Source organism: Pseudodesulfovibrio sp. 5S69 (assembly GCF_037094465.1).
Taxonomy (GTDB): Bacteria; Desulfobacterota; Desulfovibrionia; order Desulfovibrionales; family Desulfovibrionaceae; genus Pseudodesulfovibrio; species Pseudodesulfovibrio methanolicus.
Map to the genome: position 1 here is coordinate 2,003,218 of NZ_CP146609.1, position 26,527 is coordinate 2,029,744.

24 protein-coding genes are annotated in these 26,527 nt (G+C 64.5%); 16 read left to right on the plus strand and 8 right to left on the minus strand.

Features of this window, described 5'->3' with window-relative positions:
• Window positions 1–48 precede the first annotated feature (48 nt).
• From V8V93_RS09480 to V8V93_RS09500, 5 genes are all read left to right on the plus strand, one after another.
• On the plus strand, window positions 49–2,109 hold the full coding sequence (locus V8V93_RS09480) for an elongation factor G (protein WP_338670098.1): 2,061 nt from the start codon (window positions 49–51) through the stop codon (window positions 2,107–2,109).
• A gap of 117 nt (window positions 2,110–2,226) precedes the next feature.
• A complete protein-coding gene (locus V8V93_RS09485; RefSeq protein ID WP_338670099.1) occupies window positions 2,227–2,949 on the plus strand; it encodes a lysophospholipid acyltransferase family protein in 723 nt (240 codons plus the stop codon).
• A gap of 58 nt (window positions 2,950–3,007) precedes the next feature.
• On the plus strand, window positions 3,008–4,609 hold the full coding sequence (locus V8V93_RS09490) for a ribonuclease J (protein WP_338670178.1): 1,602 nt from the start codon (window positions 3,008–3,010) through the stop codon (window positions 4,607–4,609).
• Between the two features lie 78 nt (window positions 4,610–4,687).
• A complete protein-coding gene (locus tag V8V93_RS09495; protein WP_338670100.1) occupies window positions 4,688–5,158 on the plus strand; it encodes a hypothetical protein in 471 nt (156 codons plus the stop codon).
• A 65-nt stretch (window positions 5,159–5,223) separates the two neighbouring features.
• The gene (locus V8V93_RS09500) at window positions 5,224–5,691 is read left to right on the plus strand and encodes a hypothetical protein (RefSeq protein WP_338670101.1); all 468 of its coding nucleotides are present in this window, start codon (window positions 5,224–5,226) and stop codon (window positions 5,689–5,691) included.
• A 323-nt stretch (window positions 5,692–6,014) separates the two neighbouring features.
• Here V8V93_RS09500 and V8V93_RS09505 read toward each other — a convergent pair whose 3' ends face one another.
• On the minus strand, window positions 6,015–7,331 hold the full coding sequence (locus tag V8V93_RS09505; RefSeq protein ID WP_338670102.1) for a serine dehydratase subunit alpha family protein: 1,317 nt from the start codon (window positions 7,329–7,331) through the stop codon (window positions 6,015–6,017).
• 2 nt (window positions 7,332–7,333) lie between these two features.
• Window positions 7,334–7,855, minus strand: a complete 522-nt coding sequence (locus V8V93_RS09510) for a hypothetical protein (RefSeq protein WP_338670103.1) — start codon at window positions 7,853–7,855, stop codon at window positions 7,334–7,336.
• A gap of 189 nt (window positions 7,856–8,044) precedes the next feature.
• On the opposite strand from V8V93_RS09510, the gene V8V93_RS09515 reads away from it, so the two are divergent.
• The 3 genes from V8V93_RS09515 (at window position 8,045) to V8V93_RS09525 (ending at window position 11,296) form a co-directional block, all read left to right on the plus strand.
• Window positions 8,045–9,808, plus strand: a complete 1,764-nt coding sequence (locus tag V8V93_RS09515) for a chloride channel protein (RefSeq protein ID WP_338670104.1) — start codon at window positions 8,045–8,047, stop codon at window positions 9,806–9,808.
• Between the two features lie 109 nt (window positions 9,809–9,917).
• Window positions 9,918–10,439 carry a hypothetical protein gene (locus V8V93_RS09520; RefSeq protein ID WP_338670105.1) on the plus strand — a complete coding sequence of 174 codons (522 nt, stop codon included), beginning with the start codon at window positions 9,918–9,920 and terminating at the stop codon, window positions 10,437–10,439.
• Between the two features lie 311 nt (window positions 10,440–10,750).
• Complete coding sequence (locus V8V93_RS09525; protein ID WP_338670106.1) at window positions 10,751–11,296, plus strand: hypothetical protein; 546 nt, start codon at window positions 10,751–10,753, stop codon at window positions 11,294–11,296.
• Between the two features lie 172 nt (window positions 11,297–11,468).
• Here the strand turns inward: V8V93_RS09525 and V8V93_RS09530 are convergent, their stop codons facing one another.
• From V8V93_RS09530 to gcvH, 6 genes are all read right to left on the minus strand, one after another.
• On the minus strand, window positions 11,469–11,855 hold the full coding sequence (locus V8V93_RS09530) for a rhodanese-like domain-containing protein (protein ID WP_338670107.1): 387 nt from the start codon (window positions 11,853–11,855) through the stop codon (window positions 11,469–11,471).
• Between the two features lie 240 nt (window positions 11,856–12,095).
• The gene (locus tag V8V93_RS09535; protein ID WP_338670108.1) at window positions 12,096–12,539 is read right to left on the minus strand and encodes a YhcH/YjgK/YiaL family protein; all 444 of its coding nucleotides are present in this window, start codon (window positions 12,537–12,539) and stop codon (window positions 12,096–12,098) included.
• Window positions 12,536–13,900, minus strand: a complete 1,365-nt coding sequence (locus V8V93_RS09540) for a dihydrolipoyl dehydrogenase family protein (RefSeq protein WP_338670109.1) — start codon at window positions 13,898–13,900, stop codon at window positions 12,536–12,538. The genes V8V93_RS09535 and V8V93_RS09540 overlap by 4 nt, the downstream gene beginning before the upstream one ends.
• On the minus strand, window positions 13,890–15,332 hold the full coding sequence (gene gcvPB / locus V8V93_RS09545; protein ID WP_338670110.1) for an aminomethyl-transferring glycine dehydrogenase subunit GcvPB: 1,443 nt from the start codon (window positions 15,330–15,332) through the stop codon (window positions 13,890–13,892). The genes V8V93_RS09540 and gcvPB overlap by 11 nt, the downstream gene beginning before the upstream one ends.
• The gene (gcvPA, locus tag V8V93_RS09550; protein WP_338670111.1) at window positions 15,329–16,663 is read right to left on the minus strand and encodes an aminomethyl-transferring glycine dehydrogenase subunit GcvPA; all 1,335 of its coding nucleotides are present in this window, start codon (window positions 16,661–16,663) and stop codon (window positions 15,329–15,331) included. The genes gcvPB and gcvPA overlap by 4 nt, the downstream gene beginning before the upstream one ends.
• A gap of 72 nt (window positions 16,664–16,735) precedes the next feature.
• Window positions 16,736–17,116, minus strand: a complete 381-nt coding sequence (gcvH, locus tag V8V93_RS09555) for a glycine cleavage system protein GcvH (protein WP_338670112.1) — start codon at window positions 17,114–17,116, stop codon at window positions 16,736–16,738.
• Between the two features lie 313 nt (window positions 17,117–17,429).
• Between gcvH and V8V93_RS09560 the strand changes: the two genes are divergently transcribed.
• The 8 genes from V8V93_RS09560 to V8V93_RS09595 all read left to right on the plus strand — a co-directional run bounded on the left by V8V93_RS09560 (window position 17,430) and on the right by V8V93_RS09595 (window position 26,499).
• Entirely contained in the window at window positions 17,430–18,125 is a 696-nt protein-coding gene (locus tag V8V93_RS09560; protein WP_338670113.1) for a class I SAM-dependent methyltransferase, read from the plus strand.
• A gap of 14 nt (window positions 18,126–18,139) precedes the next feature.
• The gene (gene nikR, locus V8V93_RS09565; RefSeq protein ID WP_319583866.1) at window positions 18,140–18,559 is read left to right on the plus strand and encodes a nickel-responsive transcriptional regulator NikR; all 420 of its coding nucleotides are present in this window, start codon (window positions 18,140–18,142) and stop codon (window positions 18,557–18,559) included.
• Between the two features lie 179 nt (window positions 18,560–18,738).
• A complete protein-coding gene (gene folE2 / locus V8V93_RS09570) occupies window positions 18,739–19,509 on the plus strand; it encodes a GTP cyclohydrolase FolE2 (protein WP_338670114.1) in 771 nt (256 codons plus the stop codon).
• Between the two features lie 88 nt (window positions 19,510–19,597).
• Window positions 19,598–19,924, plus strand: a complete 327-nt coding sequence (locus V8V93_RS09575; protein ID WP_338670115.1) for a flagellar basal body rod protein FlgC — start codon at window positions 19,598–19,600, stop codon at window positions 19,922–19,924.
• Window positions 19,925–20,076: 152 nt separating this feature from the next.
• Window positions 20,077–21,471 (plus strand): NAD(P)/FAD-dependent oxidoreductase, encoded by a 1,395-nt coding sequence (locus tag V8V93_RS09580; protein ID WP_338670116.1) that lies wholly within the window; start codon window positions 20,077–20,079, stop codon window positions 21,469–21,471.
• 492 nt (window positions 21,472–21,963) lie between these two features.
• Window positions 21,964–22,980: a sigma-54 interaction domain-containing protein gene (locus tag V8V93_RS09585; protein ID WP_338670117.1), complete on the plus strand. Its 1,017-nt coding sequence runs from the start codon at window positions 21,964–21,966 to the stop codon at window positions 22,978–22,980.
• A gap of 64 nt (window positions 22,981–23,044) precedes the next feature.
• Window positions 23,045–24,505 carry a hypothetical protein gene (locus tag V8V93_RS09590; protein ID WP_338670118.1) on the plus strand — a complete coding sequence of 487 codons (1,461 nt, stop codon included), beginning with the start codon at window positions 23,045–23,047 and terminating at the stop codon, window positions 24,503–24,505.
• Window positions 24,506–24,753: 248 nt separating this feature from the next.
• Complete coding sequence (locus V8V93_RS09595; protein ID WP_338670179.1) at window positions 24,754–26,499, plus strand: tetratricopeptide repeat protein; 1,746 nt, start codon at window positions 24,754–24,756, stop codon at window positions 26,497–26,499.
• Window positions 26,500–26,527: the final 28 nt, after the last annotated feature.

A 26,527-nucleotide genomic window follows, 5' to 3' on the forward strand; every position in this document is an offset into this window, starting at 1 on the left:
GGCTCCGCGACACCGATAAGGACAACCAGAAACGATGTGGAGTGAAGTATGCCTGACCTCAAGACCCAAAGAACGTATGCACTCGTCGGTCACGGCGGTAGCGGCAAAACCACCGTCGCCGAGATGCTGCTTTTCAACGCGGGAGTTGTAAACCGCCTCGGCAAAGTCGAAGAAGGGAGCACCGTCCTCGACTTCGAGCCCGAGGAAATCAAGCGTCGCGGTTCGATTCAGCCCGGTTTCGCCAGCTTCAAGTGGAACAAGAACGACCACTTTCTCATCGACACCCCCGGCGACTCCAACTTTGCCGGTGATCTTTCCTACTCCCTGACCGCCGCCGACGGCGCGGTCATGGTCATCGACGCCGTGGACGGCGTCAAGCCGCTGACCCGCAAGATCTGGGCCCAGGTCCAGGACATGGGTCTTCCCTCCATGATCGTCATCAACAAGATGGACCGTGACCGGGCCGATTTCGACCTGGCCTTCAACGGCATCCACGATGCCCTGGGCGCGCGTCCCGCGCTGCTCTACTATCCCATCGGCGCCAAGGAGAATTTCAAGGGCGTGGTGGACATGCTCTCCGGCAAGGCGATGATGTTCGGTGCGGACGGCGCGGTCACCGAGGGCGAGATCCCCGGCGACATCGCCGACGAGGTCGAGACCATCCGCGAGACCATGATCGAGAACATCGCCGAATCCGACGAAGAGCTCATGGAGAAATATTTCGAGGAAGGCGAACTGGCCCCCGAGGACATCACCAAGGGCCTCCAGGCGGGCGTCGCCTCCGGTGAGCTTGTCCCGGTGGTCGTGTCCGCCGCGCTCAACTGCCAGGGCGGCCAGATGATCCTGGACACCGTGCAGAGCCTGCTGCCCGGCCCGCTGGACCACAAGCCGTGGCAGGGCGAGGACGGCAGCGAACTGGCCAGCTCGCCGGACGAGCCCCTGGCCTGTTTCGTTTTCAAGACCCAGGCCGACCCGTTCGCGGGCCAACTGACCGTGGTCCGCGTCCTGGCGGGCCAACTCTCTCCCGACTCCCAACTGGTCAACACGGCCAACGGCGAAAAGGAACGCGTGGGCCAGCTCCTGCTCATGAACGGCAAGGAGCAAACCCCGGTCAAAACCCCGATGGGACCGGGCGCCATCGTCACTCTGGCCAAGCTCAAGAGCACCCACACCGGCGACACCCTGGTGGAGAAGGGCGAGTTCAAGCTGGCCAAGCCGGAACTGGCCCCGCAGTTGATCACTTTCGCCCTGGCCCCCGAGGAGAAGGGCGACGAGGACAAGGTCTACGCCGCCGTGGCCAAGCTGCTTGAAGAGGACATCACCCTGACGCTCGGCCGCGACGAGGAGTCCGCCGACATCCTGCTCTCGGGCATGGGTCAGAACCACATCGAAATCTCGGTCGAGAAGGCCAAGCGCCGCTACAAGACCGCCATCCTGCTCAAGACTCCCAAGGTCCCGTACCGCGAGACCTTCAAGACAGGGGCCAAGGAAATCCAGGGCCGCCACAAGAAGCAGTCCGGCGGCCGCGGCCAGTTCGGCGACTGCTGGATCCACGTCGCCCCCCGTGCGTCCGGCGAGGGCTACGAGTTCGTGGACCAGATCGTGGGCGGCTCCATCCCGCGCCAGTTCATCCCGGCCGTGGACAAGGGCATCCAGGAGACCGCCGCGCGTGGCGTGCTCGCGGGCTACCCGGTCATCGACTTCCAGGTGACCCTGTACGACGGCAGCTACCACAACGTGGACTCCTCGGAAATGGCCTTCAAAGTGGCCGGTTCCCTGGCCTTCAAGAAGGCCTGCGAAAAGGCCAAGATGGCCCTGCTCGAACCGATCATGCTGGTCACCGTGGCCGTGCCCGACTCGTTCATGGGCGACGTCATCGGCGACTTGTCGTCACGGCGCGGCAAGGTGCTCGGCTCCGATTCCCAGGCGGGCATCACCGAGGTCAAGGCCCACGTGCCCATGGCCGAGATGTTGCGCTACGCTCCGGACCTCAACTCCATGACCGGCGGCCAGGGCACCTTCTTCATGGAGTTCGCCGCCTACGAGGAATGCCCGCCCCAGGAGACCGAAAAGGTCATCGCGGCCAACAAAAAGCACGACGAAGAATAATTCGACTCGAAGATCCGACAAAAAGGGCGACGGCTTGGACCGTCGCCTTTTTTTTGTCATTGTTTCATGCAGTCTTTTGGTTTACTTACACAGGAGTTTGCACAACAAGGACGGACCATGCTTCGACGACTTTTCTTCACCATACTGCTCGTACCGGTAACCATCTGGTATTCCCTCAAGATGCTCGGGGTGGACCCGGAGACGGCCACGCCCGAGGAATACGACCGCTGGGGGCTGGCCTGGGGGGCGGCCGCCGTGAAGTTGTCGGGTATCCGGATCGAGGCGGACATGGGCGACGTGGACCCGAAGGGACACTACGTGTTCATCGGCAACCACCAGTCCAACCTGGATATTCCCGTGCTTTTCTACCTGCTCAAGGGCAACCGCATCCGCTTCGTGGCCAAGAAGTCCCTGTTCGAGATTCCCATCTACGGCAAGGCGCTCGGCCACGCCGGGCACATCTGCATCGACCGGGGGAACCGGCGCGCGGCCATGCAATCCCTGAACGAGGCCGTGGAGACCGCCAAGGCGGGCATCTCGCCGCTCATCTTCCCGGAGGGCACGCGCAACCTGGATCTGAGCAAGCTCATGGATTTCAAGATAGGGGCCATGATCCTGGCCCTCAAGGCCGGGCTGCCCGTGGTCCCGTTCGTCATGACCAACACCGGGCGCATCATGGGCAAGGGCGATTTCTTCATCGACAACCGTCCCGTGGTCCGGTTCAAGGCGCTGCCGGTCATCGACCCGGCGCAGTACACCCTCAAGGAACGCGAACGGTTCAAGGACGACCTCTATGCCATGATGAACGAGGCGTACCAGGAACTGCTGGCAAAGGGGTAGATGCGTGGCCGAAAAGTCCTTCACACTCTATCCGCTGGGCGGGCTCGGCGAGATCGGCATGAACTGCATGCTCTACCGGACCGACAAATCGCTGGTCATGGTGGACTGCGGCCTGATGTTCCCGGAGGACTACCATTTCGGCGTGGACGTGGTCATCCCCTGTTTCGACTTCGTCCTGCGCAACAAGAAGATGCTCAACGGCATCGTCCTGACCCACGGCCACGAGGACCACATCGGCGCGCTGCCCTGGCTCCTGCAGAACGTGGACGTGCCGGTCTACGGCTCGGAGTTCACCCTCGGCCTGGTGGAGAACAAGCTGCGCGAGCACGACCTGGACCGCTGGGCCGACCTGCGCCCGGTGCGGCCCTACGACCGCCTCCTGCTCGGCGATTTCCGCTTCAATTTTTTCCCGGTCTGCCACTCCATCATCGAGGGGTTCGGCCTGGGCATCGAGACTCCGGTGGGCCGGGTGGTGCACACCGGCGACTTCAAGATCGACCGCAACCCGCTGGGCGGCCACGCCACGGACCTGGCCGCGTTCCGCAAGTTTTCGGACGAGGGCGTGCGGTTGATGCTCTCGGACTCCACCAACGTGGGCAGCGAGGGGTTCGCCCTGACCGAGCGGGAGATCAAGGTCTCCCTGCGCGAGATATTCAACACCGCCAAGGGGCGCATCCTGGTCTCCCTCTTTTCCAGCCACATCCAGCGCATCCAGGAAATCTTCGACCTGGCCGACGCGGAAGGGCGCAAGGTGGCCGTGTCGGGCAAGTCCCTGCACCGCAACATCGAGCTGGCCCGCGACCAGGGACACCTCAAGGTGCCCAAGGGCACGTTCATCGAGCTGGACGCCCTGGACGAATACGGCGACTCCCAGCTGGTCCTGCTGGTCACCGGCTCCCAGGGGGAGCCCCTGGCCGCCCTGTCGCGCATCGCCATGGGCGAGCACCGGCAATTGTCCGTGCGGCCCGACGACCTGTTCATCCTCTCCTCGCGGTTCATTCCCGGCAACGTCAAGGCCATCAACCGGGTCATCAACAACCTCTACCGCCTCGGGGCCGAGGTCCTGTACGAGAAAATGCACGGCATCCACGCCTCGGGCCACGCCCACGCGGGCGAACTGACGTTGATGCTCCAGACCGTGCGGCCCGAATATTTCATTCCCGTGCACGGCGAGTACCGCCATCTGGTCAAGCACCGGCGGCTGGCCGTGGACTGCGGCGTTGAGGACGAAAAATCCATGGTCGTGGAAAACGGCCAGCCCGTGACGTTCAATGAGGACGGCTCCATCGAGCTGCTGCCGCGCATCGCGGCGGACAAGATTCTCGTGGACGGCAAGGGCGTGGGCGACGTGGGCCAATCCGTGCTCAAGGAGCGCCAATTGCTCGCGGGCGAGGGCATGGTCATCGTGGTCCTGGTCGTGGACGAGGCCTCGGGCGAGATTTCCATGGGCCCGGACATCATGAGCAAGGGGTTCGTTTTCGAGCAGCAGTACATGCATCTCCTGGATGACGCCAAGTGCATCGTCCTGGATGTGCACGAGAACATCGCGCCCGGCGACACGGCCAAGCTCAAGGAGCGCATCCGTTCGGCCCTGCGCCGGTTCTTCCGCAAGGTGCTCGGCCGCGACCCTGTGGTCGTCCCCCTGGTCATTTCCATCTAGCGTCTGGACTTCGGCCCGATGTTGGGCTAGATATTCCAATAAACCGAGAGAGATGCTTTTTTCGAGAGGATACCCGACATGAAAAGAATTCTGCTTGCAACGGCCATGACGGCCATGATTTCCCTGCTCGCCGCCTGCGGTGCGCAGAAAAACGACCTCGACGCGGGGTGGGCCATGGTCAAGCAGGGCGACTGCGCCGGCGCCCAGGTCTACCTGGACAACACCATCGCCCAGCCCGAGAGCGCTATGGACCTGGCCTATGCCTACTACCTCAAGGGGCAGTGCGCCGAGAAGGCGTCCGACTACGCGACCGCTTACGAAAACTTTTACGCGGCCAAGATCGTGGCCTGCTACGTGGTCAGCCACCAGACGCACGTCAACATGGATACCTACGCCCGCAGCGACTACTGCCAGCGGATCATCCCGGCCAAGCTCGAGGCCCTGTCGGCCAAGATCGACGATCCAGGCAAGATCGAGCAGATCGAGGGCAAGGTCAACGGCATCCTGCGGGCCGATTACCTCAAGCGTTTTGACAGGCGTCTGAACTAAGATATCCGAACGCCCCGCCCAGCGGGGCGTTTTTCGTGGCGCATCCTGCAACCGGGGAGGGCGACATGGCCTTGGCAGACTACACGGCGAGCATCGACCGCCTGCAAAGGGCGCTGGGCAAGGCCTATGCGGACGAACCCTGGCTGCTGAACATGCCGGGCCGGTCCGTAGCCTGCAAGATCGACCACTACTACTACCTAGCGGTCATGCCGGGATTCGTCGAGACCCTCGCCCGACTGGGCGGCATGTTCCCCAAGCAGGTCCTCGAAGCCCTGGTTAGGACCGGCAACCTCATCACCAAGGCCCCGGAACGCGACCCGCTCCTGCCCCTGACCGTCTCCTGGGGCGGACGCTCCGTCACCCTGACCGGCGCGTTCGTCGATGCCGACTTCATCGACCGCGCCGTCAAGACCTACGGCGGATTCGGCGCCATCCTCAACGTCTCGGACCTCAAAATCTCCGCCGCCGATCGCGACCGCATCGAGGCACTCTTCGAGGACAAAACCCCGCCCCAGACGCTGGCGTATTTTTGATGTCTCCGGGCCTCCAGCCGTGGGCGAGTCTTCGAGCCTTACGGATGAGGACAGCAGCGATCGGCCGGGGAAGGGAGAGGGAACCCTTCGAGAAAAGGGTTCCCTCTCCCTTCCCGGCCTCATCCCTCTCCCTTCCTGAACTTTATGTAGCCGCTTCGCGGGGTAGGGCGCATAAAAAGAGCCTCCGACTCATTAATAAGTCGGAGGTCTCAATTTTGTCATTCCTCTGGAGCGATTCGGGTGCGCAGCACCCGACAGCGGCTCAGTCTCCCGCGCTCGGAAGCCGCTGGCCTTCAGAAACTTTGTATCGCTATCGGAAGCCGCTATACGTCCGAGAACCGCTTCTTCAGCATAATTTCTAAGATCGTCTGATCCGTCTGTATCATCCCATCCACCGCCAACGTGCCCACATTCCGCATGGTGTCCTCGGAGGACAGACCGATGATGCCGTCGGTGTGGTGGACGTTGACGCCCTGGAGGGAGAAGAGGGCGGCCTGGACCGCGGTGCCGGCGGCGGTGGCCAGCTTGAGGGCGCAGCCGGTCTTGGCACCGTCGCAGATGATCCCGGCCAGATCCTCCAGGAGATTCTTGATGGCCCCGGCGATGTGGTGGGCGTCGCCGCCGAGCAGGAAGGTGATGCCTGCCGTGGCCCCGGCTCCGGCGGCCACGGAGCAGCCGCAGATGGCGGACAGGCGGCCGGTGTGCGCCTTGACGAAGGCGGTGACGATGTGGGAGAGGGCCACGGCTTCAAGCACGTCCCGGATCTCCACGCCCTCCACGTAATCCTTGACCGCCCAGATGGGCAGGATGGCGGTCAGGCCGTGGTTGCCGGACCCGGCCGAGGACATGGCGGGCAGGGAGGCGCCGGACATGCGCGCGTCCGCGGCGGCCGAGGCCAGGACGCGCGCGGCCAGCATCATGTCCTTCTTGATCAGCCCCTGGCGGCAGAGCCGTTCCAGGGTCTTGCCCACGCCCAGGCCGAGGCCGTACTTGAGGCCCTGTTCGGCCAGACGCACGTTCACGTCCACACCCTCCTGCAGGAAAGCGTAATCGTCCTCGTCCAACTCGTCGGTCAGGGCCATGAGCTCGTTGAGCGTCAGGGTCTTGAGCCACGCCTCCATGGCGGCCACCGGGGAGGGGGCGCCGTCGGCCCTCGTGCGGATGAGCGGGCTCTCCACGGGCTCGCCGTTCAGCGTCAGGGAGACGATATTGTCGTGCAGCCCCTCGATGACCGACTCGGCCACGGTCTCGCCCGCCACCGCCTTGGAGCGGATGAGCAACCCCTGGTGGTCCTTGATCAGGGTGACCTTCACCCGATTTTGGGCCAGGGCCTGTTTCGCGGTCTTGACGTCTTCGTCGGTGACGCTTTGCAGCACCTCCAGACGCAGGGCCGGGTCGCCGCCCGCGGCACCGAGTGCGGCGGCGGTGTCCAGGCCGGACAGGCCGCCCGCGCCGGGGATGGAGACGGCCAGACCGTTCTTGTACACGTTGGGATCCACGGCCACTTCGAGGGAGTCGAAGCGTTTGCCGGGCAGCAGGGACACGGCGGCCGCCGCGCCCAGGGCGATGGCCACGGGCTCGGTGCAGCCGAGCGCCGGGGCGACCTGGATGGAAAGAACGTCCTTGACCGTGAAGCTCATGGCTACTTCCTCACCGTGCTCTTGGGACAATTCTCACTCAGGTGGCAGACCTCGCATCCGCCGGTGTACGGGTAGGGCGTGAGGACCGCGTACTTGCGGTTGACCGAGCCCTCCTCGTTCCAAGTCAGGCCGAGCTCGTCGAAGGCCGCCAGCACGCCTTGGCCCGGCCGGGGCAGCGGGGCGCACTTGCCGTCCTGCAGTTCGGGCACGAACCCTTGGGCCGAGCTCATGACCATGGTGATGGCCAGGGCGTGGAAGAGCAGGCCGTGGGTCGGGGAGTCCTGCCAGATGCCCTCGATGGCCTTCTCGGCCGCCTGGTCCAGGAAAATGAGCACGAAGCTGCCTTCGCCCTCGGTATTTTTCAGTTCGTAGGCCTTGAGGCTCTCGGTCGCCCACTTGTCCCAGAACTCCTCGAAGTCCTCGAGCATGTCGCCTTCGATGCGGGTTTCGCCCGCGACCTCCATGAAATACATCATGTCGAATTCGGGATTCGGGGTCATGGGAGTGATGTCGTATTTGGCCATGGTTCTTCTCCGTGAAGGGGATTGGGTGCGTAGGGGAGGCTTTGCTTACCCTTTTTCCGGGCCGCGCTCAAGTTTTCCGGTCAATTCGTTGCGCTTGCCGGGGAAGTGAGGTTACTATCCGTTGCAGGGGAGATAGGCCCCGGTCCCGCATTGTCAACCTCGTGCCCCATGGAGCTAACCGGAGATTCAATGGCCGACCGAAGTGAACCGCTCTTTCTCAAGCTCAGACGACCCAACATCCGATTCCTGTTCCTGGCCATCATCATCGGCGGATTGGCCGGATACGGGGCGGTCCTGTTCAAGCTGATCCTCAAGTACATGCAGTGGGTGTTCTACCAGAACACCGCCGACTGGCTGACCTTTGCCGGGACCGTGCCGCTGTGGATGAAGCTCGTCATGCCCACGGCGGGCGGCCTGGTGGTCGGGCTGGTGGTCAGCTTTTTCGCGTCCGAGGCCAAGGGGCACGGCGTGCCCGAGGTCATGCAGGCCATCGCGCTGAGGGGCGGGCGCATCCGCAAGCGGGTGGCCGCGGCCAAGATCTTCGCCTCGGCCGTGACCATCGGCTCGGGCGGCTCGGTGGGCCGCGAGGGGCCCATGGTCCAGATCGGGGCATCCATCGGCTCGTCCGTGGGCCAGATATTCAAGATTCCGCGCGTACACATGAAGACCATGGTCGGCTGCGGGGCGGCCGCGGGCATCGCCGCGACCTTCAACGCGCCCATCGCCGGGGTGCTCTTCGCCCTGGAGATCATCATCGGCGACTTCGGGGTCATGCAGTTTTCGCCCGTGGTCCTGTCCTCGGTCATGGCCACGGCCATTTCCCGTTATTATTTCGGTGACTTTCCGCACTTCGACATCCCGACCTATTCCATCGTTTCCCTCTGGGAGTATCTGTTCTACCCGGTGCTCGGCGTGGTCACGGGGTTGGTGGCCCTGGCCTTCACCAATTCCCTGTACTGGCTGGAGGACCGCTTCGACGCCATCCCCATCCCGGAGTGGACCAAGCCCGCCATCGGCGGGGCCGTGCTCGGCGTGGTCTTCGCCGTCTATCCGCAGGTTTTCGGCGTGGGCTACGGGGCCATGAACGAGACCCTGCTCGACAAGACCCCGTTCGCGCTCATGCTCGTGCTCATCGTGGTCAAGATCGTGGCCTCTTCGGCAACGCTCGGCTCGGGCGGGTCGGGCGGCATCTTCGCGCCCAGCCTGTTCATGGGCTGCATGACCGGCGGGGCCTTCGGCTACGTGGTCCACATGCTCCTGCCCGCGTACACGGCCACGCCCGCGGCCTACGCCCTGGTGGCCATGGGCGGCCTGGTGGCGGGCACGACGTACGCGCCCATCACGGCCATCCTGATCATCTTCGAGATGACCTCGGACTATTCCATCATCCTGCCGCTCATGCTGACCTGCATCACGGCCACGGTCATGAACTCGACCATCCAGCGGGCGTCCATCTACACCACCAAGCTGCTGCGGCGCGGCATCGACATCGAGGCGGGCCGGGAGCGCCACCTGCTCTCGCACATGCTGGTCAAGGAGGTCATGGTCCGCGACTTCGTGACCATCCCCCAGACCATGACCCTGTCGAGTATCCTGTGGACCTTCAAGACCGAGAACGCGCCTTACCTGCACGTGGTGGACGAGGATCAGCGGCTGACCGGGATCATCTCCTTCCGCGACCTGCGGGCCGTGCTCAACGAGGAGGGGCTGGCCGACCTGCTCATCGCCCACGACCTGGCGACGCAGAACCCGGTGACCGTGACCACGGACGACACCCTGCAGGACGCCCTGGACAAGATCACGGACCGGGGCGTGTCCCAGCTCCCGGTGCTGTCCACCGGCAAGGAACCGAGGGTGGTGGGCACCCTGACCGAGCTGGCCATCGACGCGGCCTACAATTCAGCCACGGTCAAGGCGGAGATCGCCGAGGACGAACAGCGCATGGAGTCCTAGACAGGCCGGAACGCACCGTCCGATAGCCGTTGAGGCCCACCGCCCTTTGTGCTAGCCTCCGGACACCGGCCGTGCTGGCCGGCCAAGCGCATTTCGAGGAACCGACCGCATGAACGACATCCGCATTTCCGTGACTCTGTCCCTGGACGAGAAGTATCCCGAGGACGGCTACATCGACTTCAACCTGTCCGTGGACGGGCAGTACCTGCACGAGGTCGGCGTGTACGTCGATCCCGTGGACCTGGTCACCTCGGCGACCATGTCGGGCGAGTTCTTCATCTACACCTGCGACTGCGGCAACCCGGCCTGCCAGGGCATCGACGACGGGGTGATGGTCTCCCACACCCCGGACACGGTCATCTGGCGGCTCAAGAACCCCATCTCCTGGCCCCCGGACGAGCCCCGGCCCGAGTGGGAACACGACGCCGAGTTCGTCTTCCCCAAGGACCTCTATCTCCAGCAGGTCTCCATCGCCCTGGACCACGCCAAGCGCATCGCCAAGGGCTTCAAGCTCACGGGTTCCCTGTGGGTCGGTCCGGACCTGTCCATGGAAGGGCTCATGGCCCTGGAAGTGCCCCACCAGGAGGGCGGCTTCTTCGCCCTGGAGCCCCAGGGGCGCGCCCTGCATTAGCCTTCATGAACGGGTCCGGAATACCGTGTTTGCGTATTCCGGAGAATTGTTCTATGGTCTGATCACTTGCTCCGGCTGCTTTTCCGGTGGACCCGATCCATTTGGAGGAGCAGACATGTCCGTTTACGATTCCGATCAAAGCCGTTTTCATCGCGCCCGCCTGTTGCGTGCGCCGCCCCTCTGCGTGCGGTCTCAAACCGTTCGGGGGCGGACCGTGTCCGGGGCTCGGGCGTTCTCGCCCGCGGGAGGAGTCCCTGCTTTCGGGGCGGACCATCATCCGCCGCAATCCTAACCGAAAACAGGGTGCACGCATGTACGTACCAATCAAGATCTATCCCAACCGGCAGAGTCTCAGGGGGCGCATTGCCATTGCGGCCCTCTGCCTGGGCCTGGCCGTGGCCGGGTTCCAATTCCTCAACGACAAAAATCTCCGGATCGCCGTGTACTGCCTGAGCATGGCCGGATTCGCGGTGGCGATGATCAACGCTATCGCCATCATGGCCCGGCAGCCCATGGTCAAGATCCTGGACGACCGGTTCTCGGTGTACACGCCGTTCGGCTATGCCCTGATCCGTTTCGGCGAGGTCCTGGCCTTCCGCAGGAGCCGGCTGCCGTTTTCCCGCGGACTGCGCATCGAGATCAACGGCTCGGCCCGGCCCAAGTTTCCGACCGCCTTTTGCCGCCTGCTCTACGCCGTGGTCAGTCTCAACTTCGCCAATACCGTGTCCATCCCCGGCTCCCTGCTCGGGGCCGACCCGGAATCGGTCATGCAGATGCTCGAAAAACGCCGCGTGGCCGCCGTGCGCCTGGACGCCATCGGCGACTATAACCCCCAAGCGCTCACTTCGCTGGGGTGATAAAAGACCGGCTTCCGAGAGCGGGCCATCCGCACATTTTTCCTGGAGGGCTTTCATCCTCACGTAGACGGCTACGCTGCGGTGAAAGCCCTCCAGGAGAAAATGCACGGCTGACCCACTCTCGACAGCCTTACGGCGTGCGGGAACAGGTGATGCTCGTTGCGGGAAGTTGTCAGCAGGCGCAGCCTATGGAGGAGGGTGCCTCGCCCTTTTCGGTAGGGTGGTTGTCGCGTTTCCACCAGTCGAGACCGCCGATGAGTTCCTTTACGGTGAAGCCGAGGCGGGTCATGTTCAGGGCGCCCTTGGTGGAGGCGTTGCAGCCGATGCCGTCGCAGTAGGCGACGTACAGGGCGTCGCGGTCGAACCCGGCGGTGCTCGCCTCGTTCATCTCCCGGTGGGGCAGGCTGACCGCGCCGGGGATGTGTTCGGCGTCATAGGCGGCGGCTCCGCGCGCGTCGACGACCACCACGTTTTGGCCGTTTTTGCGGCTCTCGTTCAAATCCCAGGAATCGATTTCCCAGCGCAGCTTGTTCTCGTAGTGGCTCAGTTGGTCTTGCATGGCGTCTCCTTTCTCGGTTGGCGGTCGGGGTAGTATCACCCTATGCAGGCCACCAGGAACTCACCAGCAATATATTCCGAGGACCCCGTTCAGATAAACCGAACCCCGGCGTTCGCACCCGCGAAGCGGCACAGAAAGTTTCAGGAAGGAAGGGGATGGAGTCCGGGGAAGGGGAAGGAAAGCCCTTTTCAAAGGGTTTCCTTCCCCCTTCCCCGGCTGCCGGAGGCAAAAGGTCCGCGTTTACACGCGGACCTTCATGATGATCTTGTGGATCTCGGCGTTCGAGATCATGGGCATGTGCGCGTCTTGCGGGAAGTAGGCGGCGATCATGCCGGGCAGGACTTCGGCCCAGTGGGTGGGCCTGTCCCGGTAGAAGGCCACGTCGGCGCGCGGGTCGGAGGCCTCGACTGCCGGGCCGAGGTCGCGGCGCGCCTTCCAGCCGATGGTGTCCGTGCCGGCGATGACGTAGGCCAGGTCTATGTACTGGTCATGGGTCTCGATGAGCGCCTCTTCGGGCTTGCGGCCCGGCCCCTTGGCGACCACCGCGTACAGGCCGTCCTCCATGTCGATCCGCCCTACGGGCAGGTCGGCGAGGTCCGGCCTGCGCAGGAAGGCGAAGGCGGTGGGGAAGCGGGGGTTGAGGTCCGCGTACAGGTCTGCGTTGTCGAGGACGTCGAGGATCATTGTACCTTCTTCCTGTCGGCGGTGAGGGCCGTGAGCAGGGATTCGTCCAGGGACGGGTGCGCGAAGATGATCGAGTGCACGTCGTCGGCCGTCCAGCCCTGGTTGACGATCATGGCCGCCGGGGTGACCAGCCGGGACACGTCGTGGCCCACTGCGGTCACGCCGACCACCTTGCCCCCGGACCAGACCACCTTGACGAACCCCTGGGTGGCCGCGTGGGCCTGGGCCATGGGGTTGGCCGCGAGCTGGGCCACGGAGACCTCGGTGGAATCGAAGTCTGCCAGGAACGCCTCGTTCTCCATCTTGCCCACGCGCATGGCCTCGGGCGCACCGTAGAGCACGCTCGGCACCGGCGGGCAGACGTAGGGCCCTTCGGTTTTCCCGGCGGCATGCTGGGCCACGTAATGGGCCTGGTGCGAGGCGGCGTGGGCAAGCTGGATGTGGCCGTTGGCGTCGCCGACGGCGTAGATGTCCGGCGCGGCCATGAGGTAGTCGTCCACCTGAATCTGGTTGAAGACCAGTTCCACGCCCGCTGCTTCCAGGCCGATCTCCTGGGTCACGGGGCCCCGGCCGACGGCCACCAGGGCCTTGTCCGCGGTGAGCTTGTCACCGGTCTGGAAGGTCAGTTCGGCCTTGCCGTCCTTGGACAGGACGCCGGCCACGCGCTCCTCCAGGCGGATGTCCCACTTCCAGCGCTTGAACACGGAGGCCAGCGTTTTGGAGACCTCGGGATCTTCCAGCGGGGCCACGCGGTCCATGGCGTCCACCACGGTGATCTTGCAGCCGAAGCGGTGAGCCACCTGGGCCATCTCCAGGCCGATGAAGCCCGCGCCGACCACGATCAGGGACTCGGGCATGGTCTCCATGGACAGGAACATGTCGGAGTCGAGCACGCACTCGCCGTCCGGCTCCAGGCCGGGGAAGAAGATGGGCCTGGACCCGGTTGCGACCACGAGTTTTTTGTAATCCAGCCTCTGTTCGCCGTCGGTCGTGGCCACCGTGACCTGATGATCGCCGGACAGGCGGCCCATGCCCTCGACGAGGTCGACGCCGAGTTTCTTGAGCTGCATGGCCATGGCCTTGCGGGTGGCGCCGAGGTGCTTCTGCACCCGGTTCTGCAGCCCGGCGAAGTCCACGGTCACCTCGCCCGAGGCGATTTTCATGCGGGCCTGGTTGTGCAGCTCCTCGATGGCCGAGGTCGCGCCGAGCCAGAGTTTGGTCGGGATGCACCCCCGGTTGAGGCAGGTGCCGCCCAGGAAGTCCTTTTCCACCAGGGCCACGGACAGGCCGAAGCCCGCCGCGTCCACGGCGGCGTCAAAGCCGCCGGGACCGGCTCCGATGACCACGAGATCATAAGTCATCGGTCAGCTCCATGGAACGGGCGGCCTTGGTCTCGTCCAGCCGGGTCACGGGCAGGGTGACCGGGGCCGAGGTCAGGGCCTCGGGGTTGGAATCGACCAACCCGGCCAGTTCGATGAGATCGTCGCAGAATTGGTCCAGGGTCTCCTTGTTCTCGGTCTCGGTGGGCTCGATCATGATCGCCTCGGGCACGATCAGCGGGAAGTAGACCGTGGGCGCGTGATAGCCCTTGTCCAACAGCCCCTTGGCGAAATCGAGCGCGTGCACGCCCTTTTTGGCCTGGGCCGCGGCCGAGGCCACGAACTCGTGCATGCAGATGCGATTAAAGGGGACCTCGAAGTGGTCGCACAGCCGCTTGCGCATGTAGTTGGCGGCCAGGACCGCGTTCTCGGTGGCCCGGGTCAGGCCGGTGCCTCCCAGGCGCAGGATGTAGGCGTAGGCCTTCAGGTACACGCCGAAGTTGCCATAGAACGGGGCCACGTAGCCGATGGACTTGGGCTGATCGTAGTCCAGGAAGTAGCGGCCGTCCTCGCGCTTGGCCACGCGGGAGATGGGCAGGAACGGGACGATCTTGTCGCTGACGCCCACCGGGCCGGAGCCGGGGCCGCCGCCGCCGTGCGGGGTGGCGAAGGTCTTGTGCAGGTTGAGGTGGACGATGTCGAAGCCCACGTCGCCCACGCGCATCTTGCCCATGATGGCGTTCAGGTTGGCCCCGTCGTAGTAAAGCAGGGCGTCCACCTTGCGCAGCATCTTGACGATCTCGGGCAGGTTCTTCTCGAACAGGCCCAGCGTGTTGGGGCAGGTCATCATCATGCCCGCCACCTCGTCATCCAGCACCTCGGCCAGGGCGGCCGGGTCCACGATGCCGTCCTTGGACTCCACCGAGACCACCTCGAAACCCGCGATGGCAGCCGACGCCGGGTTGGTGCCGTGGGCCGAGTCGGGGACGATGACCTTGGTCTTCCTGTTGCCCCGGTCCTTGTGGTAGGCGGCCATGAGCATGACGCCGGTCAGCTCGCCGTGCGCCCCGGCCATGGGGTGCAGGGTGAAGGCGGCCATGCCGGTGATCTCGCTCAAAAGGGACTCGGTCTCGTACATGACCTCCAACGCGCCCTGGCACAGCCCGCCCGCGCCCCGAAGCTGGGGCAGAACCGGGTGCAGCCGGGTGAAGCCGGGCATGGCCGCGACCACTTCGGTGAACTTGGGGTTGTACTTCATGGTGCACGACCCCAGCGGGTAGAAGTTGCCGTCCACGCCGTAGTTGCGCTGGGAGAGTCTGGTGAAGTGGCGGACCACGTCGAGCTCGGAGGCCGAGGGCAGGCCGATCTCGCCGTCGCGCAGCAGTTCCTTGGGGATGTAGGCCTCTTCGGCCATGCCTTCGCAGGGCCAGCAGCCTTCGCGCCCGGCTACGGATTTTTCGAATATGGTCTTCATTTCAGCGCACCTCGCAGCATCTCGGCGAATATGCCGATCTGTTCTTCGCTGGTCTTTTCCGTGCAGGCCACCAGCAGGCCGTTTTCCAGTCCATCGAAGTACCGGCCCAGCGGGAAGCCCGGCACGTAGCCGCGCTCGCTCAGCTTGGCGATGGCCTCGAAGGCGTTCACCGGCAGGGTCACGGCGAACTCGTTGCCGAAGGCCCCCTTGGTCAGCATGGTCACGCCGGGGATGGCGGTCAGTTTCTCGGCGCAGATGTGGGCGCGTTCCACCGACACCCTGGCCGCGCGCTTGAGGCCGAGTTCGCCGAGCGCGCACATGTGGACCAAAGCGCGCAGGGCGCACAGGGACTGGTTGGAGCAGATGTTGGACGTGGCCTTCTGGCGGCGGATGTGCTGCTCTCTGGCCTGGAGGGTGAGCACGTAGCCGGTGCGGCCCTCGGTGTCCGTGGTCCGGCCCACGATGCGGCCGGGCATCTGGCGGATCATGCCCTTGGTGCAGGTCATGATGCCGAGATACGGGCCGCCGAAGGACAGGGGCAGGCCCAGGGACTGGCCCTCGGCCACGGCGATGTCCGCGCCCATGGCGCCCGGCGTCTTGAGCAGGGTCTGGAGCACGGGGTAGGCGGACACGATGGACACGGCCTTGACCGCCTTGGCCGCGGCGAACAGCTCTGTGAAGTCGTTGATGGAGCCGAAGAAGTTCGGATTCTGGACCAGCACGGCGGCGATGGAGTCGTCCAGCGCGGCCTTGAGGCCCTCGATGTCGGTCAGACCGTCCTTGTGGGGCACGGTGACGAATTCGAGGTCCAGGTTGGAAGTGTAGGAGCCGAGCATGACCCGGTAGATGGGGTTGAGGGCCTCGGAGACCACGATCTTGCGGCGCTTGGTCTTGCGCACGGCCATCATCAGGGCCTCGTACAGGGCGGTGCCGCCGTCGTAGACCGAGGCGTTGGCGCACTCCATGCCCAACAGCCGGGTCACGGCGGTCTGGTACTCGAAGATGGCCTGGAGGGTGCCCTGGGAGGCCTCGGGCTGGTACGGGGTGTAGGCGGTGTAGAACTCGCCGCGCATGGTCAGGGCGTCCACGGCGGCCGGGATGTAGTGGTCATAGAAGCCCGCGCCCAGGAAACTGACGCTGTTGGTCGCGTTCTTGGCGGCCAGCCCCTCGAGCCTGGACAGGACGTCCATCTCGCTCAGTCCCTCGGGGATGTCGAAACTTTTGGGGCGCATGTCCCGGGTGATCTCGGCAAAGAGATCCTCCACGGAGTCCACGCCGATGGTGGCGAGCATCTCGCGCACTTCGTCTTCGGTATGCGGTACAAACGGCATGATGAAACCTGCTGGTTTATGGGGAAAAGAAAAAGGGCCGAGACATGCGCCCCGGCCCCGTCAGCGTCGTTGCTAGTGGGCCTCGGAGTCGACCACCGCGGCGTAGGCTTCGGCGTCGAGCAGCCCTTCGGGGTCGCCCTTGATCCGGAACTTGAGCAGCCAGCCCGAGCCGTACGGCTCCTCGTTGACCTTTTCCGGCGCGTCCTCCAGCTCGGTGTTGACCTCGATGACCTCGCCGGTCACCGGGGCGTAGATCTCGCTGGCCGCCTTGACGGATTCGACGGAACCCATCTCCGCGCCGGCCTCGAAGGTGTCGCCTACCTCGGGCAGCTCCACAAAGGTCAGGTCGCCCAATTGCTCCTGGGCGAAGTGGGTGATGCCCACCGTGGCGACGTCGCCTTCGACCATGACCCATTCGTGGGTTTTCGCATACAACAGATCTTCGGGAATCATATCTCTCTCCTTGATTCGAAAAGGGTATTTCCGGGTGTGTGATCGTCAGACTATTAGCATGGGATTATTTTGTTGGAAACAGTAAAAATAATGACACTTTCAGGATTCCCCTCCGTATTTTCCGATGAATGCGCTAATCCGCCAAAAAGCTGACGAAGGATGCTCGGCGGCCGAAAGAATACCCTCATGTTTTCGGACAATTGGGCGAGAAGGTGTATTCCATATAGTCATACTTGTTTTATTAGTGTGGTGTAAAAGGTATTACGATGGTGGTTGACCATGGCACAGAGCAGGGGTAAACTGACCGATGCGTATGAGCGATGCACCGTCCAAATCCGGCCTGTCCGAGCCCTTTGCCGCACCCGATCCAGGCTCCCGCGTGGAGGTCGAGGTCGAAGGCCGCGTCTGGCTGCTCGACCGCGCCGCGGACATGGAGGCCCTGTGGGACGCCATGGACGGCGATGACCTGGACGAGGACGAGCGGCTGCCGTACTGGGCCGAGGTCTGGCCCGCCAGCGTGCTGCTTGGGCGGCACATCCTGCGCAACGCGGACCGGCTCAACGGCAAAACCTGCCTGGATATCGGCTGCGGGCTCGGCCTGACCGGCATGATCGCGGCCTCGGTGGGCGCGAACGTGGCCGCCTTCGACTACGAGTGGCCCGCCGTGCGCTTCGCCCGGCACAACGCCGCGCTGAACGACGTCCCCCAACCCCTGTGGCTGCTCATGGACTGGCGGAACCCCGCCGTCCGGGCCAGCGCGTTCGACTTCATCTGGGGCGGGGACGTGCTCTATGAAAAACGATTTTTCGACCCCCTGATCCGGCTCTTCCGCCACGCGCTCGCGCCAAACGGGCGCATCTGGATCGGCGAGCCCGTGCGCACCGTGTCCCGGCCCGTCTGGGAACGGCTTGGGGACGAGGGGTTCGAGACAAGGAAATTGACCGTGGAGAAGGTCGCCCTGTGCGGCCAGAACGCCACGGTAAACCTGTGGGAAATCACCATCCCCTGAGAGTGGAGGACATTATGGGCAAGACCATCCGATTCGGCGTGTCGCTGGATTCCGACCTGTTGGAGAAGTTCGACCAGCACTGCGAGGAGCGCAGCTACCAGACCCGCTCCGAGGCCATCCGCGATCTCATCCGCAACACCCTGGTCCAGCGCGAGTGGGAGCAGGCCGAGGGCGACCTGGCCGGGACCCTGACCCTGGTCTACGACCACCACAAGTCCGGGCTGTCCCAGCGGCTGACCGAGATCCAGCACGATTCCCACGAGGTCATCCAGTCCTCGCTGCACGTCCACCTCGACCATTTCAACTGCCTTGAGGTCATCATCCTCAAGGGCGACGCCGAGGTCATCAAGGAACTCGGCCAGAAGCTCATCTCGACCAAAGGCGTCAAACACGGCAACCTCGCCTTGACAACCACCGGCAAAGACTTGATTTAAGAGGGCCTCCGGCGGCCGGGGGAAGGGAGGGAAAAACCCTTTGAAAAGGGTCCTTTCCCTCCCTCCCCCCGGACCCCCATCCCTCCCTTTTCCTAAACTTTTTGTGCCGCTTTGCGGGGCAGGGGGGCGAGGGTGCGTGGCTTACGCACGGGGGGACGGAGAAAGGAAGGGATAGATTTATGGAAGACGTACAGAAGAGTCAGGCGTCCATCGCCATGCCCATCGACCGGGTGGGCGTCAAGGGGCTGCGGCTGCCGATCATCGTCCGGGACCGCGAGTCCGGGGTGCAGCACACCGTGGCCCAGGTGTCCATGTCCGTGGACCTGCCCGCCGAGTTCAAGGGTACGCACATGAGCCGCTTCGTCGAGGCCCTGGAGCACTGGGAGGGGACGCTGGACTACCACTCCTTCCTGACCCTGCTCGACGACATCGTGGACCGGCTCCAGGCCCGCAGCGCACACCTGCGCTTCGTGTTCCCCTATTTCCTGCGCCGCAAGTCGCCGGTCTCCAAGGCAGGCGGCATGATGGACTATACCTGCCGGGTGGACGGCTATCTCAAGGACGGCAAGCTGACCTTCACCCTGGGGGCGGACGTGCCGGTCATGACCGTCTGCCCGTGCTCCAAGGCCATCTCGGACGAGGGCGCGCACTCCCAGCGGGCCGAGGTCCGCATCCGGACCCGGTTCGACGGCTTCCTCTGGCTCGAGGACCTCATCGAGATCGGCGAGCGCGCCGGGTCCTGCCAGGTCTACTCCCTGCTCAAGCGGGAGGACGAGAAGTACGTCACCGAGACCGCCTTCGCCAACCCGACCTTTGTCGAGGACGTGGTCCGCGAGGCCGCCAAGGGGCTGGACGAGCACCCCAAGGTCACCTGGTATCAGGTCGAGGTCGAGTCCTTCGAGTCCATCCACAACCACTCGGCCTTCGCGGTCATCGAGAGCGACGGGTAGCCGCTTCCGGCCCGATTTGCGTCCCGCGCCCGGAGCGGCTATACTTGTTCCCGGCTGCTTCCCCAACCCCGCGAGGGAGTGATCACCCATGTCCGACGCCAACATCTCGGCCTTGTCCGCCCTGTCCACCGTACAGGAGGTCACGGCCAACAACATCGCCAACATGAACACCGACGGCTTCAAGGCCTCGGCGGTGTCGCTCGAATCCGGCCCCGGCGACCAGGGCGTGGACGTGGCCTCCATCACCGAGTCCACCACGCCCGGCTCCATGCTGCACGGCGTGGAGACCTCCAACACCGACATCGGCCGCGAGACGGTCGATATGATCACCACCAGCCGCGCCTTCGAGGCCAACACCACCTTCATCCGCGCGGATGAGGAGATGACCGGCCATATTCTGAACATGATCGCCTGATATCGCGGTCCGCCGTGCCCTCCCGGCCCGGCGGCCCCCGCCTTGACATCTCTTCGATTCATGTCATACGGTCTATCATGGCCCGTCTGCGCGCGTTCCCTTTTCGGGGAGCGGCTGGAACGGGCCATACTTGCGACAGACGAGGATACCACATGACCAAGACCGTGAAGACCGATTACGACGTCATCATCGTGGGCGGCGGCCCGGCCGGGCTGTTCGCCGCCTACTACCTGGGCGAGCATTCCGACCTGGACGTGCTGCTCATCGACAAGGGCAAACGCTCGCTCAAGCGCAACTGTCCCATCTCCGGGGACCAGGAGTGCATCAAATGCCGTCCGTGCAACATCCTGTGCGGCGTGGGCGGAGCCGGGCTGTTCTCCGACGGCAAGCTCAACTACATCCACAAGCTCGGCAAGACCGACCTGACCCAGTTCGTGGGCACGTCCGAGGCCATCAAGCTCATCGACGAGACCGAGGACATCTTCAACAAGTTCGGCATGGACGGCAAAGTCTTTCCGACCGACATGGATGAGGCCAAGCAGATCCGCAAAGAGGCCCGCAAGCACGGCATCGACCTGCTGGTCATCAAGCAGAAGCACCTGGGCAGCGACAACCTGCCCGGCCACATTGCGGCCATGGCCGACCATATTCAGGACTCGGGCGTTGTCTTCCACACCTCGGAGACCGTCACCGACGTGGTCGTGAACAAGGGCAAGGTCGCGGGCGTGGTCACCAACCGCCACGAGTATACCGCCAAGAACGTCATCCTCGCCCCGGGCCGCGTGGGCGCGGAATGGGTCGCCCACGAGGTGCGCAAGCACGGCATCCAGGTCTCCCAGCGGGGCATAGAGGTCGGCGTGCGCGTGGAGGTCCACAACGAGATCATGCAGGACCTCTGCTCGGTCATCTACGATCCGACCTTCTTCGTGCGCACCAACAAGTACGATGACCAGAACCGTACCTTCTGCACCAATTACGGCGGCTACGTGGCCCTTGAAAACTACCAGGATTTCGTCTGCGTCAACGGCCACGCGCTGATGAACAAGAAGTCCGACAACACCAACTTCGCCTTCCTGTCCAAGGTCATCCTGACCGACCCGGTGGAGGACAACCAGGCCTACGGCGAGTCCATCGGCCGGTTGGCCACCCTCATCGGCGGGGGCAAGCCCATCCTCCAGCGGTTCGGCGACCTGCGCCGGGGCCGCCGGTCCACCTGGGACCGCATCGGCAACGGCTACATCGAGCCCACGCTCAAGAACGTGGTCCCCGGCGACATCGCCATGGCCCTGCCCGAGCGTATCCTGACCAACCTTATGGACGGCCTGGAACAGCTCAACAACGTGGTCCCCGGCGTGGCCAACGACGAGACCCTGCTCTACGCCCCGGAGATCAAGTTCTTCGCCACCCAGGTGGACACCCGCAAGCACCTGGAAACCAGCGTGGACGGCCTGTTCGTGGCCGGAGACGGACCCGGCGTGGCTGGCAACATCGTCGGCGCCGCCGCCACCGCCCTCATCCCGGCCAAGGAAATCATCCGCCGCTCGTAGGCGGCGGGGGGGACCCGCAGCCGTTGGCGAGTCTTCGAGCCTTACGGATGAGGACAGCAACGATCCCCCTTCCCCCGGACCCTCATCCCCCTTTTCTTCCTAAACTTTTATTTGCGCTTCCGCGCGTGCGGAGAGGGCGGAAAAGCCAATTCCTTGGCCGACGTCCAGCCGAATGAGATAGATTGGTCGGGCAACAAGACGGATGATCGTAAACGCACGACCCCCGCGAAGCGGCACCAAAAAGTTCTGGAGATTCTTAAGAACCTCTTTCAAGAGGTTCTTGAGCGGGGTTCGGGGCGGCGCCCCGGCCGCCGGAGGCTTCCTTTCGGGCACGGCCGGGACAGGGGGGCGATTTTCCAGAATTTCTTTCTGTGAAGGAGTTATAGTCGTTGACATGCCGTCAGTAAATTGACAGAGAAGATGTATAGTAAAGATATGGCTGCGGGGCAGAGGGCCTTGTCGGCTGCGTATCCATGTGAATTCGGAGGGGAAATGTCGCTCAATCTGGACGGCATCATCGGGAACAGTCCGGCCTTGGCCAAGGTGTTCAAGGTGTTGGGCAAGGTCGCGCCCACGGACAGCACGGTGTTGGTCACGGGCGAGTCCGGGACCGGCAAGGAATTGCTGGTCCGGGCGCTGCACCGCAACAGCGCGCGCTGCGGCATGCCCTTCGTGCCCATCAACTGCGGAGCGATCCCGAGGGAGTTGCTCGAATCCGAGCTGTTCGGGCACGAGAAGGGCGCGTTCACCCACGCCATCCGCTCCCGGCCGGGCCGGTTCGAGCTGGCCGACGGCGGGACAATCTTCCTGGACGAGATCGGGGAGATGGACCTCTCGCTGCAGGTCAAGATCCTGCGCGCCCTCCAGGAGAAGGAGATCGAGCGGGGCGGCGGCACCTCCATCAAGAAGGTCGACGTACGCGTGGTGGCGGCCACCAACCGGGACCTGGAGGGCGAAGTGGCCTCGGGCCGGTTCCGCGAGGACCTCTTCTATCGTCTCAACGTCATCCCCCTGAAGCTGCCTCCTCTGCGCAGCCGGGGCATGGACATCCTGCTCCTGGCCGAGCATTTCCTGAACCGCCACTGTGGAAGCAAGGCCCGCAAGCCGCTGACCCTGTCCGAAAAGGCGCGGGAGATGCTCCTGACCTATTCCTGGCCCGGCAACGTGCGCGAGCTGGAGAATTTCATGGAGCGGCTGACCATCCTGTGCGATGAATGCGAAGTCCAGCCCGAGGACCTGCCGGAGAAGATCTTCACCGATATCGGGGAGAAGCCGCTCAGGCGGGAGGAAAAGGTCGTGCCCATGCGTCCGGCCGGATTCGCCTGGCCTTCGCTCAAGGACATGCAGGACAAGGATCTCAAGCTCAAGGAATTTCTGGAGGCCATCGAGGGCCGCTTGTTGGCCGAGGCCCTGGAACAGGCCGAGGGGGTCAAGAACAAGGCCGCCGAACTGGTCGGCATCAAGCGGACCACCCTCATCGAGAAGCTGAAAAAGAGAGATTTGCTGTAACCAGCGGGGTAGTGCAAGAGCTGCCCGTTTCACGGGTAGCACGACAATTGCATAACTGCTTGCCGTGACTGTGAAATATGTCAAAAGTATAGCCTGGCCCCTGGCGGCCGCCCTTGTTCTGGGGTTGATCCTGGTCGATCCCGCCCTGGCTCTGCGGGTGGGCTATTCCTCACAGGGCGGCTCGGAGCGAATGACTTTCGCTTTTGATTCCGATACATTGCCACAGTCGTCCGTAGCCCGCACCGGCAAGCGGACCCTGAAGGTCCTGCTGCCCGTGGGCATCTGGAACCGGGAGACCCGGCCCAACGCGCAGGACTTCCCCGGCAACCTGGTCAAATCCATCGCCACCACGGACAACGGGGTGGAGATCACCACCTCCACCGACGCCTTCGGCTATATTCGCGTTCCCGAGCAGGGCAAGCCCGAGTTCGTGCTCCAGGTCTACGCCGACCCCATCGGCGCGCGCTGGCAGTCGCCCTCCGCGCCTCCGGCCCCGGCCCGGCAGGCCGCCGCACCCGCCCCGGCACCAGCGGCTCCGGCCGCGCCCGCCCCGGCTGCCCAACCCGAGCCCAAGGCGCCCACGGCCGCCGACGTGGCCCGCAACCTTTCCACGGTCCGGCCCGACCAGCCCGCTCCGGCCGGGGGAGCGGACCTGCCGCCCGAGACTCCGTCGGCCGACCGCAAGCCCTTTTTCGCCGTGCCCTATTCGGTGCGGAACGAGGTCCAGGCCCCCGGCGGCCAGGCGGCCGTCCCGGATACACAGGCGCCCGCCGCGCCCGGCGAGACTGTGACCGGGGACTATCCGCCCGCCAGCGAGTTGCGCTTCAAGGCGGTGAACAAGTCGGCCGAGCAGGTGAAGTTCGCCGAGTTGGCCGGTGCCGCCGGAGGGAGCGCTCCGGTGGTCGCCCCGTCCGGGCAGACGGCCGCGCCCGTTGCCGAGCCTGTGGCCGAACCGGCCCTGCGCCAGGCGGTCACGCCCGCGCCGCAACCCGTGGCCGAGGCCCCGGCCCCGGTCCAGGTATCCCCGGCTTCCGGCGAAGTCGTCGGCAGCGTGAGCCCGCCTCCGGCAGCACAGGCCGGGCAGGGCGAGACGCGCGCAGCCGTGGCCCCGCCCCCGGCCGAAACGACCGTCCCGGCGGACGGCACGGCGGCGCAGCAATCTCCCGAAGTGACTGGCCAGGGCCAGGTGAGCGGTACGGTCGCGCCGCCTCCGCCGCCGGTGTTCGGCCAGGGCCAGGCGGGCGGCACGGTGTCGCCGCCACCCGCCGCGACCCCGCCCGTACCCCGGCCCGAGACGCAACCCGTGACGCCGCCCGCCGGCGAAACCGTTCAGGAAGCCGCTCCCGCCCCGAGGCGGCCCCAACCCCGGTGCAGCCCGCGCCGACCACCGAGGTCCCGTTGCCCGCGCCCGACGCCGCACAGCCCGACGCCGCACAGCCCGCCGCCGATCAGCCCGCCGCCGATCAGCCCGCCGCCAACCAGGGGGCCGCGCCCGGAGCCGATGGGCAGGCGGAGAAGAAGCTGACGCCCGAAGAGCAGGAAAAGGCGCGCCTGCAGGCCCTCCAGGACAAGCTCTACGAGGCGCAGTCCATGATGTTCAACGGGGCGCTGAGCGATGCGCTGCCGCTCTACGAGGACCTGCTCAAGCAGCCCAAGCTGCCGGACGACGTGCGCGAGGAGACCTTGTACGCCATCGCCGACATCAAGAAGCAGCTAGACTCGGGCGACCTGACGAACAAGTTCGACGAGGTGGCCCAGGCCTACATCCAGGCCATGAACGCGAACCTGCGTTCCAACAGGGTGCCGCGCGCCCTGCTCAACCTCGGCCTGCTCAACCTCCAGGTGGGCAACTTCCCCGAGGCCCGCGCCTATTTCAAGATTCTCCAGGACAAATACCCGGACAACGAGAACATCCCGGCCATCAGCTATTATTGGGGCGAATACTGGTACCGCAAGGGCGACTACAAGAAGGCCGCCGACCAGTTTCAGTATCTCATCCAGACCTATCCCGAGCACCAACTGGCCAAGCAGGCCGCCTACTACCTGGCCGACTCCCTGAAACGCATGGGCTATTTGGACCAGGCGTACCAGATTGTGGACTACATCGATAAACGCTGGCCCGACTACTACATGGAGAATATGGACTTCCTGCGCCTGGCGGGCGGCGTGGAGATGCAGCTCAAGAAGTGGGACCAGGCCAAGAACCACTATTTCACCTATTACAACCTCAACCCCGAGGCCGACGGCGCGGACGTGGTCCTGGCCCGCATCGGCGACATCTATCTGCGCAAGAACGAGAAGGACGCGGCCAAGCAGGTCTACGAGAAGGCGGTCAAGGACTACCCCGACAAGGAGGGCGGGCTGATCGCCAAGATGCGTCTGGCCGAGGAGGGCATCTACGACAATCCGGGCATGAGCGAGATGGTCGACGTCTTCAACCGCCCGTACAACCTCAATCCCCAGCGGGTCTACACCGAGATCGTCAGCCGGCATCCGGACAGCCCGCTTGCGCCCATCGCCCAGCTCAAGCTGGCCATGTGGTACGCCTTCAACAAGAAGTACCCCGAGGCCCTGACCGCGGCCCAGGACCTTATTGAGAAATATCCGGACAGCCCGTTGGTGGACAAGGCCCGCACTCTCGGAGATTCGGTCTTTGTCCGGGCCGTGCCCGGCATGCTCGACGAAGGGCGCTTTGGCCGCATCGTCCGCTACTGGGAGACTTACGATTTCATCGGCAAGAAGGGTTCCAAGGTCGACGACAACACCAAGCTCGCCATCGCCACCAGCTATTGGAAGATCGGTCAGCCCGACAAGGCGTTGGAGATGCTCAAGCCGTATCTGACAAAGAAACAGATTCCCGGCGTTTCGGACCAGGCCCTGGGACTGGCCGTGAACATCTACCTGGATCAGCTTGCCTGGCAGGACATCAACGACCTGGTCGACATGGCCACCAAGAATTGGAAGCTCAAGCCCGAGCAAAAGCGCCAGGTCGACTACGCCCGGGCCATGGCCCTGCAGAACCTGGGCGACGGCAAGCGGGCCGTGACCCTGTGGGCCGACCTGGCCAAGGACATGACCGTGGACCCGGCCTTCCGCGCCTACGCCATGTACTACATGGCCAAGGACGCCATGGAGCGCCAGGACCTGCGCCGCGTCTTCGTCTACGCCCAGGAGGCCCTATCCCTGCTGTTGCAGACCAACGGCGACCCCGAGAAGATCAAGGACGCCGTGCTCATGTCCATCTACGCGACCGAACGGTCCGGGCGCTACGAAGAGGCCCTCAAGTGGGCCAAGGAGTACGACAAGTACATCTCCCCGGACAATCCCGAGTGGGCCTCTACCCGGTTCAAGCTGGCCCGCATCTACCGCAAGGCCGGGGCCATGGACGAGTGGAAGCAGCTCCTCCAGGACATCATCGACAAGAAGCCCGACTCCCTCCAGGCTCAGCTTGCCAAGTCCGCACTCGATACCTACGACCTCGAACAGAAGGCCAGCCAGTACGCCCCCAATCCCGGCTAGGCCCGGTTCCCCCGCCTCTTTTGCCTCC

Coding starts and splice junctions, on each gene's coding strand:
- V8V93_RS09480 (WP_338670098.1), top strand. CDS start 49: ATGCCTGACCTCAAGACCCAAAGAACGTATGCACTCGTCGGTCACGGC.
- V8V93_RS09485 (WP_338670099.1), top strand. CDS start 2,227: ATGCTTCGACGACTTTTCTTCACCATACTGCTCGTACCGGTAACCATC.
- V8V93_RS09490 (WP_338670178.1), top strand. CDS start 3,008: ATGAACTGCATGCTCTACCGGACCGACAAATCGCTGGTCATGGTGGAC.
- V8V93_RS09495 (WP_338670100.1), top strand. CDS start 4,688: ATGAAAAGAATTCTGCTTGCAACGGCCATGACGGCCATGATTTCCCTG.
- V8V93_RS09500 (WP_338670101.1), top strand. CDS start 5,224: ATGGCCTTGGCAGACTACACGGCGAGCATCGACCGCCTGCAAAGGGCG.
- V8V93_RS09505 (WP_338670102.1), bottom strand. CDS start 7,331: ATGAGCTTCACGGTCAAGGACGTTCTTTCCATCCAGGTCGCCCCGGCG.
- V8V93_RS09510 (WP_338670103.1), bottom strand. CDS start 7,855: ATGGCCAAATACGACATCACTCCCATGACCCCGAATCCCGAATTCGAC.
- V8V93_RS09515 (WP_338670104.1), top strand. CDS start 8,045: ATGGCCGACCGAAGTGAACCGCTCTTTCTCAAGCTCAGACGACCCAAC.
- V8V93_RS09520 (WP_338670105.1), top strand. CDS start 9,918: ATGAACGACATCCGCATTTCCGTGACTCTGTCCCTGGACGAGAAGTAT.
- V8V93_RS09525 (WP_338670106.1), top strand. CDS start 10,751: ATGTACGTACCAATCAAGATCTATCCCAACCGGCAGAGTCTCAGGGGG.
- V8V93_RS09530 (WP_338670107.1), bottom strand. CDS start 11,855: ATGCAAGACCAACTGAGCCACTACGAGAACAAGCTGCGCTGGGAAATC.
- V8V93_RS09535 (WP_338670108.1), bottom strand. CDS start 12,539: ATGATCCTCGACGTCCTCGACAACGCAGACCTGTACGCGGACCTCAAC.
- V8V93_RS09540 (WP_338670109.1), bottom strand. CDS start 13,900: ATGACTTATGATCTCGTGGTCATCGGAGCCGGTCCCGGCGGCTTTGAC.
- gcvPB (WP_338670110.1), bottom strand. CDS start 15,332: ATGAAGACCATATTCGAAAAATCCGTAGCCGGGCGCGAAGGCTGCTGG.
- gcvPA (WP_338670111.1), bottom strand. CDS start 16,663: ATGCCGTTTGTACCGCATACCGAAGACGAAGTGCGCGAGATGCTCGCC.
- gcvH (WP_338670112.1), bottom strand. CDS start 17,116: ATGATTCCCGAAGATCTGTTGTATGCGAAAACCCACGAATGGGTCATG.
- V8V93_RS09560 (WP_338670113.1), top strand. CDS start 17,430: ATGAGCGATGCACCGTCCAAATCCGGCCTGTCCGAGCCCTTTGCCGCA.
- nikR (WP_319583866.1), top strand. CDS start 18,140: ATGGGCAAGACCATCCGATTCGGCGTGTCGCTGGATTCCGACCTGTTG.
- folE2 (WP_338670114.1), top strand. CDS start 18,739: ATGGAAGACGTACAGAAGAGTCAGGCGTCCATCGCCATGCCCATCGAC.
- V8V93_RS09575 (WP_338670115.1), top strand. CDS start 19,598: ATGTCCGACGCCAACATCTCGGCCTTGTCCGCCCTGTCCACCGTACAG.
- V8V93_RS09580 (WP_338670116.1), top strand. CDS start 20,077: ATGACCAAGACCGTGAAGACCGATTACGACGTCATCATCGTGGGCGGC.
- V8V93_RS09585 (WP_338670117.1), top strand. CDS start 21,964: ATGTCGCTCAATCTGGACGGCATCATCGGGAACAGTCCGGCCTTGGCC.
- V8V93_RS09595 (WP_338670179.1), top strand. CDS start 24,754: ATGAACGCGAACCTGCGTTCCAACAGGGTGCCGCGCGCCCTGCTCAAC.